Origin of the sequence: Sphingomonas sp. HITSZ_GF (assembly GCF_029543155.1) — a bacterium.
Taxonomy (GTDB): Bacteria; Pseudomonadota; Alphaproteobacteria; order Sphingomonadales; family Sphingomonadaceae; genus Sphingomonas.
This window is the reverse complement of the sequence record NZ_JARQXA010000002.1, coordinates 120,303-134,040: the sequence shown is the minus strand read 5'-3', so window position 1 is coordinate 134,040 and position 13,738 is coordinate 120,303. Positions and strand designations below refer to the sequence as shown.

The following is a 13,738-nucleotide window of genomic DNA, read 5'->3' as shown; positions in this document are numbered from 1 at the left end:
TTTCGGGGCGAAAAGGGGGTTGCGGATGAAGCGGTTGGCGGTTGGACTTGCGGCGCTTCTGGTGCCTTTCGCGGCCCAGGCGCAGGAGGACGCGGCGCTGCGCGGCCTGTACCAGGAACTGGTCGAGACCGACACGAGCATCACCACCGGTAGCTGCACGCTGCTTGCCGACAAGGTCGAGGCGCGGCTGCGCGCGGGCGGCTATGGCGATGCCGACATCACGCGCTTCGCCGTGCCCGATCATCCCAAGGAAGGCGGGCTGGTCGTGGTCCTGCCCGGCACTTCGAAGACGCTCAAGCCGATCCTGCTGCTCGGCCATATCGACGTCGTCGCCGCCAAGCGCGAGGACTGGACGCGCGATCCCTACAGGCTGGTCGAAGAGAATGGCTATTTCTGGGGCCGTGGCACCGCCGACATGAAGGCGATGGACGCGATCTGGATCGACACCATGCTCCGCCTCAAGGCCGGCAAGGCGAAACTCAAGCGCACGCTCAAGCTCGCTTTGACGTGCGGCGAGGAGACCAGCTGGGCGTTCAACGGCGCCAAGTGGCTGTCCGAGAACAAGCCCGATCTGATCGCCGCCGAATTCGCGCTCAACGAAGGCGGCGGCGGCCGTACCGACGGCAAGGGGCGCGTGGTCACCGCCAATCTCCATGTCGGCGAGAAGACCGCGGTCAACTATCGGATCGAGGCGACCAATCCCGGCGGGCACAGCTCGGCACCGGTGAAGGACAATGCGATCTACGAGCTGTCCGATGCGCTGGGGAAGATCCGCGCCTTCGAATTCCCGCTGATGATGACCGAGACGACCAAGGCCTATTTCGCCCGCGCCGGTGCCGCGCGCGGCGACGAGATGGGCAAGGCGATGATGGCGCTCGCCGCCAATCCGGAGGACAAGGCGGCAGAGGCGATCGTCAACACCGACAAGAGCTTCCACTCGATGCTGCGCACCACCTGCGTGGCGACCCTGGTCGATGGCGGCCATGCCAACAACGCGCTGCCCCAGCGTGCCGGCGCGAATATCAACTGCCGCATCTTTCCCGGCGTCTCGGCCGAAGCGGTGCGCGACGAGCTGGTCAAGGTGATCGCCGATCCCCGGATGACGGTCACCCTGCCCGAGATGCGCGGGCCGCTCGCCCGGCCGGTGCCGCTCGATCCGAAGATCGTCAAGCCGATCGAGAAGCTGCTCGCCAAGCATCGCCCCGGTGTGCCGCTGGTGCCGATGATGTCGACCGGCGCCACCGACGGCGTGTTCCTCCAGGCGATCGGCATCCCCACCTATGGTCCGCCCGGCACCTGGTCCGATCCCGACGGCAACGGCACCCATGGCCTCAACGAGCGGCTGGCAGTCGACGCCCTCTATTCGGGCCGCGCCTTCCTGTTCGAGCTGGTGACGGTCCTCGCCAACCAGGAGTAGTGGCGCCTCGGGAGCGGGTCCTGCAGATACCCGGTGCGGCTTCGTCGCAAAGTGGCGTCCGCATGGGAAACCCCGGCGCTAGATCGCGATCCTGTCGGAAGGGATTGCGATGCGGGGAATCTTGGCAAGCGCCGGTTTGGCGTTCGCGGTTGTGGCTGCCCCGTCCGCTGCTGCGCAGGTGGAATGGACCTGTGACGGTTCGGGCCTGTCGCAATCACGTACAGCGGATCAGTCGGGTGCTCCGTATCGCATCTCCGGAACGCTTGTCGCGGTCCAGCCTAATCGCCTTAGGGGCCCGCTCGATGGTTCGGATCTCTTCGTCCGCCTCAAGTCGACCACGGCCTGGTCGGACGTTCAGCTCACCTTTCGCGTCGTCGGGCGGAAGGAAGGTCGCTATTATGTCTTCGCCCGCCTCCTCGACCGCGGGAAGGAGCAGCAGATCCGGTTCGGCGAGCTGCCGGTTGCGGACTCCATTCCATTCGATGTCTCGATCGATGCTTCGGGCAAGGGTGTCGTCGCCGTGGCGAACGATCTGCGGCAATTTCAGCTGGCTCTGCCCGGCCCCGTGGAGGCCAGCTTGAGCTGCTTCCACGGCGCCTATCGGCTGCGGGAGGTTGATCTCCATGGCGCCCCGCACACGGGGCAAGCCGGCAACGCTGGGGGATCGCCATCGGTGCGGGCGCGCGGGCCAAGGCCGCCGCGCCGCTAGCAGGCGGCTGGCGGTCGGCGCGCTCTATTCGGGCCGCGCCTTCCTGTTCGAGCTGGTGACGGTTCTGGGCAACCAGGAATAGCTATCCAGGCACAGCTGCTTCTGAGGCTATGCTGCTCCCCGGCGAAAGCCGGGGCCCAGGGTTTCAGAGGGCATCGCTTTGTTACCCTGGGCCCCGGCTTTCGCCGGGGAGCAGATTAGGGCTGTTCAGCTACTCTACCGAAACCACCCCGTCGCTGACCCGATACCGCGTCGCGCCCCCAGGAACTGCTTCGAACAGTGCCGGCTCGGTACCCGTCATCCACACCTGGCCGCGCCCTTCCAGCCGCTCGAACAGCGCGGCGCGCCGGCCCGGGTCGAGATGCGCGGCGACTTCATCGAGCAGCAGGATCGGCGCGCGCCCGGCGCGCTCGGCGACCAGCTCGGCATGGGCGAGGACGAGGCCGAGCAGCAGCGCCTTCTGCTCGCCGGTCGAGCAAAGATGCGCGGGCTGCCCTTTGCCCAGGTGCGTGACGAGCAGGTCGGCGCGGTGCGGCCCGGCTAGTGTCCGCCCCGCTGCAGCGTCGCGCCGCCGCCCGGCCGCCAGCTCGCGGACGAGTGTCCCGGCATCGCCCTGCCACCCCTCCAGCGCCAGCCCGGCGCGGGCGAAGGGGCCCTCCGGCTGCGCCTCCAGCCGCGCTGCGAGCGCCGCGACCATGTCGCGCCGGGCGGCGTCGATCGCCGCGCCATGCTCGGCCATCCGCGCCTCGAGCGCGGTCAGCCAGTCGGGGTCGGGTGCGCCGTCCTCGGCGAGCAGCCGGTTGCGCTCGCGCATCGCCGCTTCGTAGCGCGTCGAATGATGCGCGTGCCCGGGCGCCAGTGCCAGGGTCAGCCGGTCGAGGAAGCGCCGCCGCTCGCCCGCCGCTTCTGTGAACAGTCGGTCCATCGCCGGGGTCAGCCACAGCACGCTCACCCATTCGGCGAGGCTGGTGGCGGCAGCGGTAGCGCCGTTGATCCGCACCAGCCGTCGTTCGGGCGCGTCGCTCTGGGTGCCGGTGCCCAGCTCGGTCTCGCCCAGCCGTGCGGCCACCCCGAATCCGCCGCTGCCGCCTTGTCGCGCCATTTCGGCAAGCGGTGCGCGGCGCAGGCCCCGGCCCGGCGCAAGCAGCGACAGCGCTTCGAGCACATTGGTCTTCCCCGCGCCGTTCTCGCCGCTCAGCACGACGAAGCCGGCGCCGGGCGAAAGCACGGCGTCTTCGTGATTGCGGAAGTCGGTGAGCACGAGGCGGGACACGGCCATTGCCTGCCGATAGCCGCTATTGAAGCCGCGCGCGACATCGCGGATGATGCCGCGCATCGACAAGGGGGGATTTCGCGATGCGTACCAAGCTGTTCCTGGCCACGATCCTGCTGCTCGCGCCGCTGCCGGCGCTGGCCGACGTCACTGCGCGCTATGCGGTCGGCGGCAAGGAACTGGTCGTTGAGGTCGACGACGGCGGCAATTCGCGCATCGGCGTCGACGGCAAGTTCGCGATCATCCGCCGCGACGGCACCGACTATATCGCCATCAGCGACAAGGAAGGCCCCAAGGTCTTCGAGCTCCAGGCGATGATCGATCTGTTCAAGGGCATCCTCCCCAAGTCCAAGGAGGAAGAAGCCGACGCCTTCGAGTTCGCGCTCGCCCCCGGTGCCGCGGTCGCCATCGCCGGCCAGCAGGGCAATGCCTGGAATCTGGTGATGGTGAAGGGCGACGACGAATCGAAGAAGAAGCATATCGAGATGGTGATGAGCGCCGATCCCGCGCTTGAGCCGGTCGGCACCGTGTTCCGCCGCTCGGTCGCCTCGCTGATCGGCCTGGCCGGTGCGATGTTCCCCGAGAAGAGCGGCTTCACCGCGCGCCTCACCGAGCTGTTCGACAAGGGCGCGCTGCTCCGCGTCCGCCCGGTCGATCAGGGTGCGGAAAAGCCCGAGCCGGCGCTGATCGAGTTCAAGTCGTTCGACACTGCCGAGATCGACGCCAAGCATTTCGAGCTGCCCGCACCGGTCACCTCGGCGGACGAGATCTTTGGCGCGATGGGCGCACTGATGAATCCGGGCGGCGAGGGCGGTGAGGGCAGCGCGATCAAGAACCTGCCCTGATCGCGCGGGCCCGGCTCAGATTCCCTTGAGCCCGGCCGCTTCCAGGCTGGCCTGCGCCTTGCGGTACTTGGCCGGGTCGCCGATGTTCAGCCGCCTGCGCACCGTGTCGAGCGGCTCGGCGAGCAACGTCTCGTAATCCTCGGCATGCAGCCACTGTGCCGCCTTGCCGTGGCGATAGCCTTCGATCACTGCCTTGAAGAAATCGAGCTTGCGGGTGATGCGGATGCTCTTCAGCGCCGCGCCCAGCCCGATGAACCCCCAGCCCAGCCCGCCGGTCTGTGCATAGGAGAAGGCGACCAGGCAGGCCTCGCCCAGATGCTCGTCGGCCTTGTAGCCGGTGATCACGTGCCACAGGTCGTGGATGTCGCGCTCGCGCCGGCCCATCCAGGCATAGGGATGCTGGATGTCGACATTCTGGAACGCACCCTCGGCCATGCTCACCGCGACCAGCCCGTCGGCCGAATAGCCGGTCGAATCGAGGAAATGGCGATAGGCCGCGCCCACCGTGCCTTCGGCAAAGCCGTCAATCCAGGCGCGGTCGGTCAGCCGCTCGGCGAGCTCGACATGCTCATAGGCGAGCCGCCCGCCGCCCGGCATGGTCAGCAGCTTGCGATAGCTCTTCTGCGTCGCGTCGCCGTTCAGCGCGCGCATGATCCGGAAGACCTGCTCGGTATCGTCGCCATTGGCGAGCAGCCGCCCGAGCGCGCGGAACGCGGTGCCCCATTCCCGCTTCATCGGGATGCCGGGGTTGAAGGTCTGCGGCGCGGGTTGCGTGGCCATATGGTCGAGTCCCTTACTGACAATGATGTCAATATAGAAGCCGGGTTAAGAAATCAATGCTGCCGTAGCGGAAGCTCGGCGCGCGCAGCCGTCGTCCCGGCCCATAGCCGTCATCCCGGCGAAAGCCGGGATCTCGGGCAAGGGTGCGGAACAGGAGCCGCATGAGATCCCGGCTTTCGCCGGGATGATGTAAGAGCTTGATAAGTGGGGCTTACACCCGCATCGGCATCAGCACGTACAGCGCCGGCGACTTGTCGTTCTCGCGGATCAGCGTCGGCGCCGCGGCGTCCGCCAGATGGACTTCCACCGAATCGCCTTCGATCTGGTTGAGGATGTCCATCAGATAGCGGCTGTTGAAGCCGATCTCGAACGGCAGCGCGGCGTAGTCGCCGGGCACTTCCTCGGCCGCCGCGCCGTTCTCCGGGCTGGTCACCGAAAGCACGATCTTGTCGCGCTCGAGCGCCATCTTCACCGCGCGGGTCTTCTCGGTGGCGATGGTCGAGACGCGGTCGACGCCTTCCATGAAGCTCTTGGGATCGAGCTTGAGCAGCTTGTCGTTCGCGGTCGGGATCACGCGGGTATAGTCGGGGAAGGTGCCGTCGATCAGCTTCGAGGTCAGGATCGCCTGGCCCAGGTCGAAGCGGATCTTCGAATTGCTGAGCGACACGCCGATCGAGCCGTCGACCTCGTCGAGCAGCTTGCGCAGCTCGCCCACGCACTTGCGCGGGATGATCACGCCCGGCATCGAATCGGCGCCGTCCGGACGGGCAACCGTCACGCGGGCGAGCCGGTGGCCGTCGGTCGCGGCGGCGCGCAGCACCGGGGCGGTTTCCTCGGTCACATGCAGATAGATGCCGTTGAGATAATAGCGCGTCTCTTCGGTCGAGATCGCGAAGCGGGTCTTGTCGATGATCTGCTTGAGCGTCTCGGCCGGCAGCTCGAACGTCGTCGGCAGCTCGCCCTCGGCGATCATCGGGAAGTCGTCGCGCGGCAGCGTCGCCAGCGTGAAGCGCGCGCGGCCGGCATTGACGGTGATGCGGCCTTCCGCCGCGGTCAGCTCCACCTGCGCGCCCTCGGGCAGCTTGCGGACGATGTCGAACAGCGTGTGCGCCGGCACGGTGATCGCGCCCGGCTGGTCGACCGAGGCGGCAATCGTCTCGTCGATCTGCAGGTCGAGATCGGTCGCCATCAGCCGCAGCGCGCCGCCGGGCTGCGCCTCGATCAGCACGTTGGAGAGAATGGGGATCGTGTTGCGCCGCTCGACCACGGACTGGACGTGGCTGAGGCCCCTCAAAAGAGTTGCGCGTTCGATCGTCGCCTTCATCAAGAACCCCCGGGGCTAATCGCCCGAATCCAACCCGGTACCGGGACTAATCCGACCAATACCCTTAACGGCAAAAAGGGCCGGAGCAAGCGCCCCGACCCTCTTCATGCACACCTAAATGATGCAGTGCGGCTCGATCAGAAGCGGAAGCCGACGCCCGCGACGATCTGGTGGCGATCGGTATCGACGTTGAACTGGTTCGTCGTCGCGCCGTTCGCATATTGCAGATTCGCGTCGGTATAGTTGGAATAGCGATATTCCAGCTTGGCGTAGGTGCTGCTGCCGATCGCCTTCTCCACGCCGGCGCCGACGCGCCAGCCGTCGAGATTGTAGCGATCCTCGAGCTCGGTGGTGCCGTCCGAAGCGAGCAGCTTCAGCTGGGCATTGGTATAGCCGGCCTTGGCGTAGATCTTGGTGCTCGGGCTCGCCATGAAGCCCACGCGGCCGCCGATGTACAGGTCGCGGCCGGTCTTCACCTGGCCATAGCCGAAGTCGTTGGGATCGGGGGTGTCGTAGCGGACCTTGCCGGTCCCCAGGGTGGCTTCGCCTTCGATGCCGACAAAGGCGCGGCTGCCGATCGGAATGTCGTAGCCGGCCTCGACGCCGTACAGGAAGCCTTCGGTGCTCTGGTCGTCGCCGCTCAGGTCCGAATCCTCGGTGCTGCCGGGACGGAGGATATCGAGACCGCCGACCACGCCGACATGGGCGCCGCCGGCGCTGTTGTCCTGGGCGAAGGCGGGGGCCGCGAACGCCGAAGAGGCGGCGAGGGCGAGGAAAACAAGCTTACGCATAACAACTCCTTGGGTACTGGTCCGCCTTGGGAGCGGGCGGACGAGATAACCGGGGGCGGCCGCGCGAAGTTTCATGAACCTCAGATAAACGGCTGATTCCGTTGCCTTTTGGCAACAGGTAACGCTACGGAACGGGCGCTCGTCGCGTGGTGGGCACGGCCTGTCGGGCTCTTCAAATCCTCCCCCGGAGGGGGAGGGGGACCAGCGAAGCTGGTGGAGGGGGCCTGCCGCGAGCGAGATCGCCTGCGGCGCTCCCTCTCCACCACCGCCTTCGGCGGCGGTCCCCCTCTCCCTCCGGGAGAGGAATGTAGAATCGGCGCTCCCATTTTCGCCATTGCCTTCCCCCCGCCCGCAGGCTTCAACACCCCCGTGACAAACCAACGCAAAGGCCGCGATTTCATCGCCCGCCACGGCGAGACCGTGTTCAACATCGCCCGGCGCATGCAGGGCGATCATCCGCACACGCCGCTCACCCGCGCTGGCTTCGCCCAGGCGGACCAGATGGGCGCTGCGCTGCGCGCGATCCTCGGGCCGAAGCCGAAGCTCACCCTGTGGTCGTCGAGCGCCGGCCGCGCGCTGCAGACGCTGGCGATCATCTGCGAGCATCTCGAACTCGACTGGCATCAGGCCCGGCGCGACGATCGCCTGGTCGAGATCGGCATGGGCGAATGGAGCGGCCGCTATTATGCCGATCTGATGGACGAGGCGCCGGGCTTCCTCGACCTCGAACACGGGCTCTACACGCGCCCGCCGCCGGGCGGCGAATGGTATGATGGGATCGCCGCGCGCGTCTCGTCCTGGCTCGCCGACACCGATGACGATGCCGGCGACCGGCTGGTGATCATGCACGGGATGTCGAGCCGGATCCTGCGCGGGGTGATGACCGGGCTGCCGGTGCTGCCGCAATTCGGCGCGCCGGTGGCGCCCGATCTGCCGCAGGGCTCGGTGGTGCTGATCGAGCAGGGCGTCGAGACGGTGGCGCATCTCGGCACCGGGCGCGGCGCGGCGCCGGCATGAGCGCGCTGGCGGCCCTGCTGCTGCTCTCGCCGATGCTTCAGGCGCGCGAGGCGCTGGGCGTCTATGCCAGCTGGGGGGCGTTCCGCGATCCTTCGCCGCGGCGCTGCTTCGCCATTGCCCAGCCGGTCGAGAAATATCGCGAGGCACGGCCCTTCGCCAGCATCGCCACCTGGCCGCGTGACGGCGTGCGCAACCAGCTCCACATCCGGCTCAGCCGCGTCCGCGCCGCCAATGCCCAGGTCACGCTGTCGATCGGCGAGCGCCGCTTCGAGCTGCAGGCCGGCGACAGCGATGCCTGGGCCCCCGATGCGCGCACCGATGCCGCGATCGTCGCGGCGATGCGCTCGGGGCGCAGCATGAGCGTGGAGACGATGAGCGCAGCCGGCGCGCCCTTTGCCGACAGCTATGCGCTCAAGGGCGCGGCGACCGCGATCGACGCGGCCGCGCTGGGATGCGCGGGCGGATGATCGGGATAGGGCAGCACGCCCAAAAATGAAAAAGGCCGGGCGCTCGGCCCGGCCTCCTCCTGATTCGATCGGCAGGCCGAATTTACGGCTGCTTGGCCGCCGGCGTGTCGGCCGAGGCGAGCTTGGTCGCCATTGCCTGCACGCGCGCGTTCAGCGCAGTGTCGGTCGACATCGCCTGGCCGATTGCGTTGAAGCGCACCGGGTCGATGCCCGAGCTCTGCGCCGCGGTCGCCATCTTGGCGCTCTTGTCGGCTTCCGGAACCGCCGGGTCCTTGCGGATCTTCTCGATCTCCAGCGCGACAGTCACGAACTGGGTCAGCTCGGCATCGGTAACGGTCGCGGAGGTGACGGGGGCCGCCTGGGCTGCCGGTGCCGCCGGGGCAGGCGGCGTTGCCGGGGCCGTCTGCGGCGCGGTCTGCGCCAGGGCGGCAGGGGCGATCGCCAGCGTGGCGCCCGCGGCGAGGGTAGCAATAAGCTTCATTACAGCACTCCAAACACACACGAAATTCTTCCCCCCGGAAACGCCAGGCTGCGTGTCCCGGATGCAACATGACAAGGAAGTTACGATGCACCGTGGCCTGGGTGGGGTTAACCGAGATGGGCGCGGAGCGCCGCCACCGATGGATCGACGCTTGGCTGAAACGCCGTACGCCGCGCGCAAGGCGCTGCGGTCACTGGAATAATCGCGCGAGATCGACTATGTGCGCGGCCATGCAGACAGCTTCGGCCGCCCCTATGCCCATTCCCGGGCACATCGACCCCGTGCCCGTGCCCCGCTCCGTGGTGGTGCGTGAGGACGGCCGTACCGACCTGATCGGCCTCACCCGCGATCAGATGCGCGCGGTGCTCGCCGATGCCGGCATGGAGCCCAAGCAGGCCAAGCTGCGTGCCAAGCAGATCTGGCACTGGATCTACAATCGCGGCGCCACCGAATTCTCGGCGATGACCGATATCGCCAAGGCGCAGCACCCCTGGCTCGAGCAGCGCTTCGTGATCGGCCGCCCCGAAGTGGTCGAGGCGCAGGTGTCGACCGACGGCACGCGCAAATGGCTGCTCCGCTCGGCGGACGGCCAGGATTACGAGATGGTCTTCATCCCCGATGCGGACCGCGGCACGCTGTGCGTGTCCTCGCAGGTCGGCTGCACGCTCAATTGCCGCTTCTGCCACACCGGTACGATGCGGCTGGTGCGCAACCTCACCGCCGGCGAGATCGTCAGCCAGGTGATGCTCGCGCGCGATGCGCTCGGCGAATGGCCGAGCCAGCCCGAGGGCCGCATGCTCACCAACATCGTGATGATGGGCATGGGCGAGCCGCTCTACAATTTCGACAATGTCCGCGACGGCCTGTCGATCGTCATGGACGGCGACGGCCTGGCGCTGTCGAAGCGCCGCATCACCCTGTCGACCTCGGGCGTGGTGCCGATGATGGCGCGCGCCGGCGAGGAGATCGGCGTCAACCTGGCGGTGTCGCTCCACGCGGTCACCAAGGAGGTCCGCGACGAGATCGTGCCGCTGAACAAGAAGTACGGGATCGAGGAGCTGCTCCAGGCCTGTGCCGATTATCCCGGCGCCAACAATGCCCGCCGCATCACCTTCGAATATGTGATGCTCAAGGACAAGAACGACAGCGACGAAGAGGCGCGCGAGCTGGTCCGCCTGCTCAAGAAGTACAAGCTGCCCGCCAAGGTGAACCTGATCCCGTTCAACCCCTGGCCCGGCGCGCCGTACGACACGTCGACGCCCGAGCGTGTCCGTTCCTTCTCGAACATCATCTTCGAGGCCGGCATCTCCGCCCCGGTGCGCACGCCGCGTGGCCGCGACATCGATGCTGCCTGCGGCCAGCTCAAGACCGCGGCGGAGAAGAAGAGCCGCGCCCAGATGGACCGCGAGGCGGAAGAGAAGATGGCGGCGCTGGGCTGATCCCTGTCCGGACAAGCTTTTGCTTGTCCACGAACGCGGCTTGCGACAGCCTTTCCCGGGCATGGGAGGGCTGACGATGCTTGGCTTGATTACAGTCTCGGCATGGCTCCATGCTGGCGGGCGTCGCCGATTGCGCCCCGATCCCGGGCAGTGCAGCCATCCTCAATGACCGCACGATCGACTATATCGTCGTCGGCGAGTTCCATGGTACCAATGAGGCTCCCGGCTTTTTCGGTGATATGGTCTGCCTTGCCGCCGCGCGCGGTCCGGTCATGGTCGCGCTTGAGATCCCGGTCGAGGATCAGGGGGCGGTCGATGCCTATCTCGCCTCGAATGGCGACGCGGCTGCGCGCGAGGCGCTTCTCAAGGCGAATTTCTGGGCGAGCCGGGATGGCCGGTCGAGCACGGCGATGCTCGCGCTGATCGAGCGGTTGCGCAGCATGTCTCGGGGGCGCCAGATCCTTGGCGTTGCGGCGACGCAACCCCGGACGGGATCGGCCCAAGGCGACGAGACGTCGTATAACCGCGCCATGGCGGCCGAGTGGATGGGCGCGATGGCCGGGCATCCGGGCGCCCGGGTACTGGCACTTGTCGGCAATGCACATGCGGTGCCGGGGAAGGTGCAACTCGGCCAGGGATTTGATTTCCTGCCGGCGGCAAGCTTCCTTCCGCGCAAGCGCACAGCGACGCTCGGGAATGCGGAGGTTGGCGGTGCCGCCTGGATGTGCGGTAGGCAGGCAAATTGCGGCCGGCAATCGCTCGGCGAGGGGCTCCGGTCCTGGCCGAGGTCGGTCTGGAGAAGCACGGAAAAGGGCGATCCTCTCTATTGGGACTATCTCTACGCGCCCGGCACGCCCTTCACCGTCGCCGTTCCGGCCCGCCCTGCGCAGTGATCCACGCGCACAGCGCGCCGCGCCGGCGCTTCTCACCCTGTCGCTAGAAACCGCTCGACAAGCGGAGGCAGAGACGGGAAGGGATCGGCGTGGCCGGCTTCTACGCTTTGCTTCTTCCCGCCGCTGCGGGCATGCTCGGCGGGGTGATGAACGCGCTCGCCGGGGGCGGCACCTTCGCGACCTTGCCCGCGCTGATCGCGCTCGGTTTGCCCTCGAACATCGCCAACGCCACCTCGAACGTCGCGTTGCTGCCGGGGGCAGGGGCGAGCGCCTGGGGCTATCGCGACGAGCTGGCGCCGGTCGGCGGCATGCCGGTGCGCCTGCTTGCCGGCATCACCTTTGCCGGCGGGCTGGTGGGCAGCACGTTGCTGGTGCTCACCCCCAGCCGCGCCTTCGACCTGATCATTCCCTGGCTGCTGCTCTTCGCGCTGGTGGTGATGGCGTTCGGCAAGCGCGCGTCGGACTGGCTGCATGCACGGGTGACGATCGGTCCGCGCACGCTGATCACCGCGCAGGGCCTGCTCGGCATCTATGGCGGCTATTTCGGCGGCGGGGTGGGGCTGATCACCACCGCAGTCTATGGCCTGCTCGCCGCCGCCGATCCGCGCTCGCTCTTCTCGATCCGCACGCTGATGCTGGCGGTGGCGAACTTCGCTGCGGCGTTCGTCTTCATCGCGATCGGCATGGTGCGCTGGAGTGCCTGTCTGCCGATGCTGCTCGGCGGCATCCTGGGCGGCTGGCTGGGTGCGCGGATCGGCAAGACGCTGTCGCACCGGCTGGTGCGGATCTGGACCCTGCTGGTCACGGCGGCGACGACACTCGTCTTCTTCGTGCGCGCCTACGGATGATCGGCTAGGATGGCGCCATGCAGGTCTATCGCCACCGGCTGATCACGCGCATCTGGCACTGGATCAACGCGCTCGCGGTGATCGTGATGATCCCCAGCGGGCTGATGATCTTCAACGCGCATCCCCGGCTCTATTGGGGGCAGTACGGCGCCAATTTCGACCATGCCTGGCTCGAGCTGCCGCGCTGGCCCGGCTGGCTGACCCTGCCCTCGACCTATGACCTGGCGGGCGCGCGGCGCTGGCACCTGGCCTTCGCGCTGGTGCTGGCCTTTGCGCTGCTGGTCTATCTGCTGTGGAGCCTCGTCAACCGGCACATCCAGCGCGACCTGCGCATCCGCCGCGGCGAGCTGGCGCCTGCGCATCTTGCCGCCGATCTCAAGGCGCATTGGAACATGCGCTTCCATGATCCTGCCGATCCGCGCGCCTACAACATCTTCCAGAAGGCGAGCTATGCCGGGGTGCTGTTCGTGCTGCTGCCGCTGCTGATCTTCACCGGCCTCGCCTTGTCGCCGGGCATGTGGCCCTGGCTGGTCGATATCTTCGGCGGGCGGCAATCGGCGCGTTCGCTCCATTTCATCGCGATGGCGCTGCTCACCCTGTTCTTCGTCGTGCATCTGACGCTGGTGATCCTCGCCGGGCCGGTCGGCGAGGTGCGCTCGATGATCACCGGCTGGTGGAAGGTGCCGGAGGATGCGGCATGATCACTCGGCGCGGCCTGATCGTCACCGGCGGCGCGACGCTGCTCGCGGGCTGCGATGCCTGGACGGGCAGCCCGATCCTGACCAGCGCGGAGGAGGCGCATCGCTATCTCCAGCGTTCGGTCAACGGCCGGGCGGCGCTGGCGCACGAGTTCCGCCCCGAGCAGCGCAGCCCGCGCTTCCGCACCAACGGCACCAACAATCCGGGCACGCCCGAATATAATGCGCTCGCTGCCAATCGCTTTGCCGACTGGCGGCTCCAGGTCGGCGGGCTGGTGCGGCGGCCGCTGTCGCTCGGCCTCGCCCAGCTGCAATCGCTGCCGCAGCGCGCGCAGATCACCCGGCACGACTGCGTCGAGGGGTGGAGCGCTATCGGCAAATGGCAGGGGCCGCGGCTGGAGACGCTGCTCCAGCTCGCCGGGCTGCGCGACGGCGCGCGCTACATCGTTTTCCACTGCGCAGACGTGTTTGGCCAGCGCCGCATCCCCTATTACGAATCCATCGACCTGATCGACGCCCTCCACCCCCAGACGATCCTGGCCTGGGCGATGAACGATCGGCCGCTGGACATCGGCCACGGCGCGCCGGTGCGCCTGCGTGTCGAGCGCCAGCTCGGCTACAAGCAGGCCAAATATGTCATGCGGATCGAGGCGGTCGCCAGCCTGGACGGGATCGGCCGCGGCAAGGGCGGCTTCTGGGAAGATATCGCCGGCTATGAATGGTATGCCGGCATCTGATCATATATTTCGCACGTGC

At 67.6% G+C, this 13,738-nt stretch carries 16 protein-coding genes; 10 read left to right on the top strand and 6 right to left on the bottom strand.

The features are described from left to right. Positions 1-25: 25 nt before the first annotated feature. Positions 26-1,417 (top strand): M20/M25/M40 family metallo-hydrolase, encoded by a 1,392-nt coding sequence (locus tag P6144_RS06380; protein WP_277766902.1) that lies wholly within the window; start codon positions 26-28, stop codon positions 1,415-1,417. Positions 1,418-1,631: 214 nt separating this feature from the next. On the opposite strand, the gene P6144_RS06375 is transcribed toward P6144_RS06380, so the two are convergent. After that, entirely contained in the window at positions 1,632-2,042 is a 411-nt protein-coding gene (locus P6144_RS06375) for a hypothetical protein (RefSeq protein ID WP_277766901.1), read from the bottom strand. Here P6144_RS06375 and P6144_RS06370 point away from each other — a divergent pair. Beyond that, on the top strand, positions 2,041-2,208 hold the full coding sequence (locus P6144_RS06370) for a hypothetical protein (protein ID WP_277766900.1): 168 nt from the start codon (positions 2,041-2,043) through the stop codon (positions 2,206-2,208). The two genes, P6144_RS06375 and P6144_RS06370, sit on opposite strands and share 2 nt — an antisense overlap. Before the next feature lie 129 nt (positions 2,209-2,337). On the opposite strand, the gene recF is transcribed toward P6144_RS06370, so the two are convergent. Beyond that, positions 2,338-3,405: a DNA replication/repair protein RecF gene (recF, locus tag P6144_RS06365; RefSeq protein WP_277767413.1), complete on the bottom strand. Its 1,068-nt coding sequence runs from the start codon at positions 3,403-3,405 to the stop codon at positions 2,338-2,340. Positions 3,406-3,482: 77 nt separating this feature from the next. Here recF and P6144_RS06360 point away from each other — a divergent pair, with 77 nt between their 5' ends. Continuing rightward, positions 3,483-4,244 carry a hypothetical protein gene (locus tag P6144_RS06360; protein WP_277766899.1) on the top strand — a complete coding sequence of 254 codons (762 nt, stop codon included), beginning with the start codon at positions 3,483-3,485 and terminating at the stop codon, positions 4,242-4,244. Between the two features lie 15 nt (positions 4,245-4,259). Here the strand turns inward: P6144_RS06360 and P6144_RS06355 are convergent, their stop codons facing one another. The 3 genes from P6144_RS06355 to P6144_RS06345 form a co-directional block, all read right to left on the bottom strand. After that, positions 4,260-5,024 carry a Coq4 family protein gene (locus P6144_RS06355; RefSeq protein ID WP_277766898.1) on the bottom strand — a complete coding sequence of 255 codons (765 nt, stop codon included), beginning with the start codon at positions 5,022-5,024 and terminating at the stop codon, positions 4,260-4,262. A gap of 211 nt (positions 5,025-5,235) precedes the next feature. Continuing rightward, the gene (dnaN, locus tag P6144_RS06350; protein WP_277766897.1) at positions 5,236-6,348 is read right to left on the bottom strand and encodes a DNA polymerase III subunit beta; all 1,113 of its coding nucleotides are present in this window, start codon (positions 6,346-6,348) and stop codon (positions 5,236-5,238) included. A gap of 137 nt (positions 6,349-6,485) precedes the next feature. Further along, a complete protein-coding gene (locus P6144_RS06345) occupies positions 6,486-7,139 on the bottom strand; it encodes an outer membrane beta-barrel protein (RefSeq protein WP_277766896.1) in 654 nt (217 codons plus the stop codon). 369 nt (positions 7,140-7,508) lie between these two features. On the opposite strand from P6144_RS06345, the gene P6144_RS06340 reads away from it, so the two are divergent. Both P6144_RS06340 and P6144_RS06335 read left to right on the top strand, forming a co-directional pair. Next, on the top strand, positions 7,509-8,156 hold the full coding sequence (locus P6144_RS06340; protein WP_277766895.1) for a histidine phosphatase family protein: 648 nt from the start codon (positions 7,509-7,511) through the stop codon (positions 8,154-8,156). Beyond that, complete coding sequence (locus P6144_RS06335; RefSeq protein WP_277766894.1) at positions 8,153-8,623, top strand: invasion associated locus B family protein; 471 nt, start codon at positions 8,153-8,155, stop codon at positions 8,621-8,623. The genes P6144_RS06340 and P6144_RS06335 overlap by 4 nt, the downstream gene beginning before the upstream one ends. An 82-nt stretch (positions 8,624-8,705) precedes the next feature. On the opposite strand, the gene P6144_RS06330 is transcribed toward P6144_RS06335, so the two are convergent. Further along, the gene (locus P6144_RS06330; RefSeq protein ID WP_277766893.1) at positions 8,706-9,104 is read right to left on the bottom strand and encodes a DUF4168 domain-containing protein; all 399 of its coding nucleotides are present in this window, start codon (positions 9,102-9,104) and stop codon (positions 8,706-8,708) included. 254 nt (positions 9,105-9,358) lie between these two features. Here P6144_RS06330 and rlmN point away from each other — a divergent pair, with 254 nt between their 5' ends. The 5 genes from rlmN (at position 9,359) to P6144_RS06305 (ending at position 13,719) form a co-directional block, all read left to right on the top strand. Further along, complete coding sequence (gene rlmN, locus P6144_RS06325) at positions 9,359-10,543, top strand: 23S rRNA (adenine(2503)-C(2))-methyltransferase RlmN (protein ID WP_277766892.1); 1,185 nt, start codon at positions 9,359-9,361, stop codon at positions 10,541-10,543. Positions 10,544-10,653: 110 nt separating this feature from the next. Then, positions 10,654-11,436: a hypothetical protein gene (locus P6144_RS06320; RefSeq protein WP_277766891.1), complete on the top strand. Its 783-nt coding sequence runs from the start codon at positions 10,654-10,656 to the stop codon at positions 11,434-11,436. A gap of 89 nt (positions 11,437-11,525) precedes the next feature. Further along, entirely contained in the window at positions 11,526-12,284 is a 759-nt protein-coding gene (locus P6144_RS06315; RefSeq protein ID WP_277766890.1) for a sulfite exporter TauE/SafE family protein, read from the top strand. 17 nt (positions 12,285-12,301) lie between these two features. Continuing rightward, entirely contained in the window at positions 12,302-12,985 is a 684-nt protein-coding gene (locus P6144_RS06310) for a cytochrome b/b6 domain-containing protein (protein WP_277766889.1), read from the top strand. Then, positions 12,982-13,719, top strand: coding sequence for a molybdopterin-dependent oxidoreductase (locus tag P6144_RS06305; RefSeq protein WP_277766888.1), 738 nt, complete (start codon positions 12,982-12,984; stop codon positions 13,717-13,719). The genes P6144_RS06310 and P6144_RS06305 overlap by 4 nt, the downstream gene beginning before the upstream one ends. The last annotated feature ends 19 nt before the right edge of the window (positions 13,720-13,738 follow it).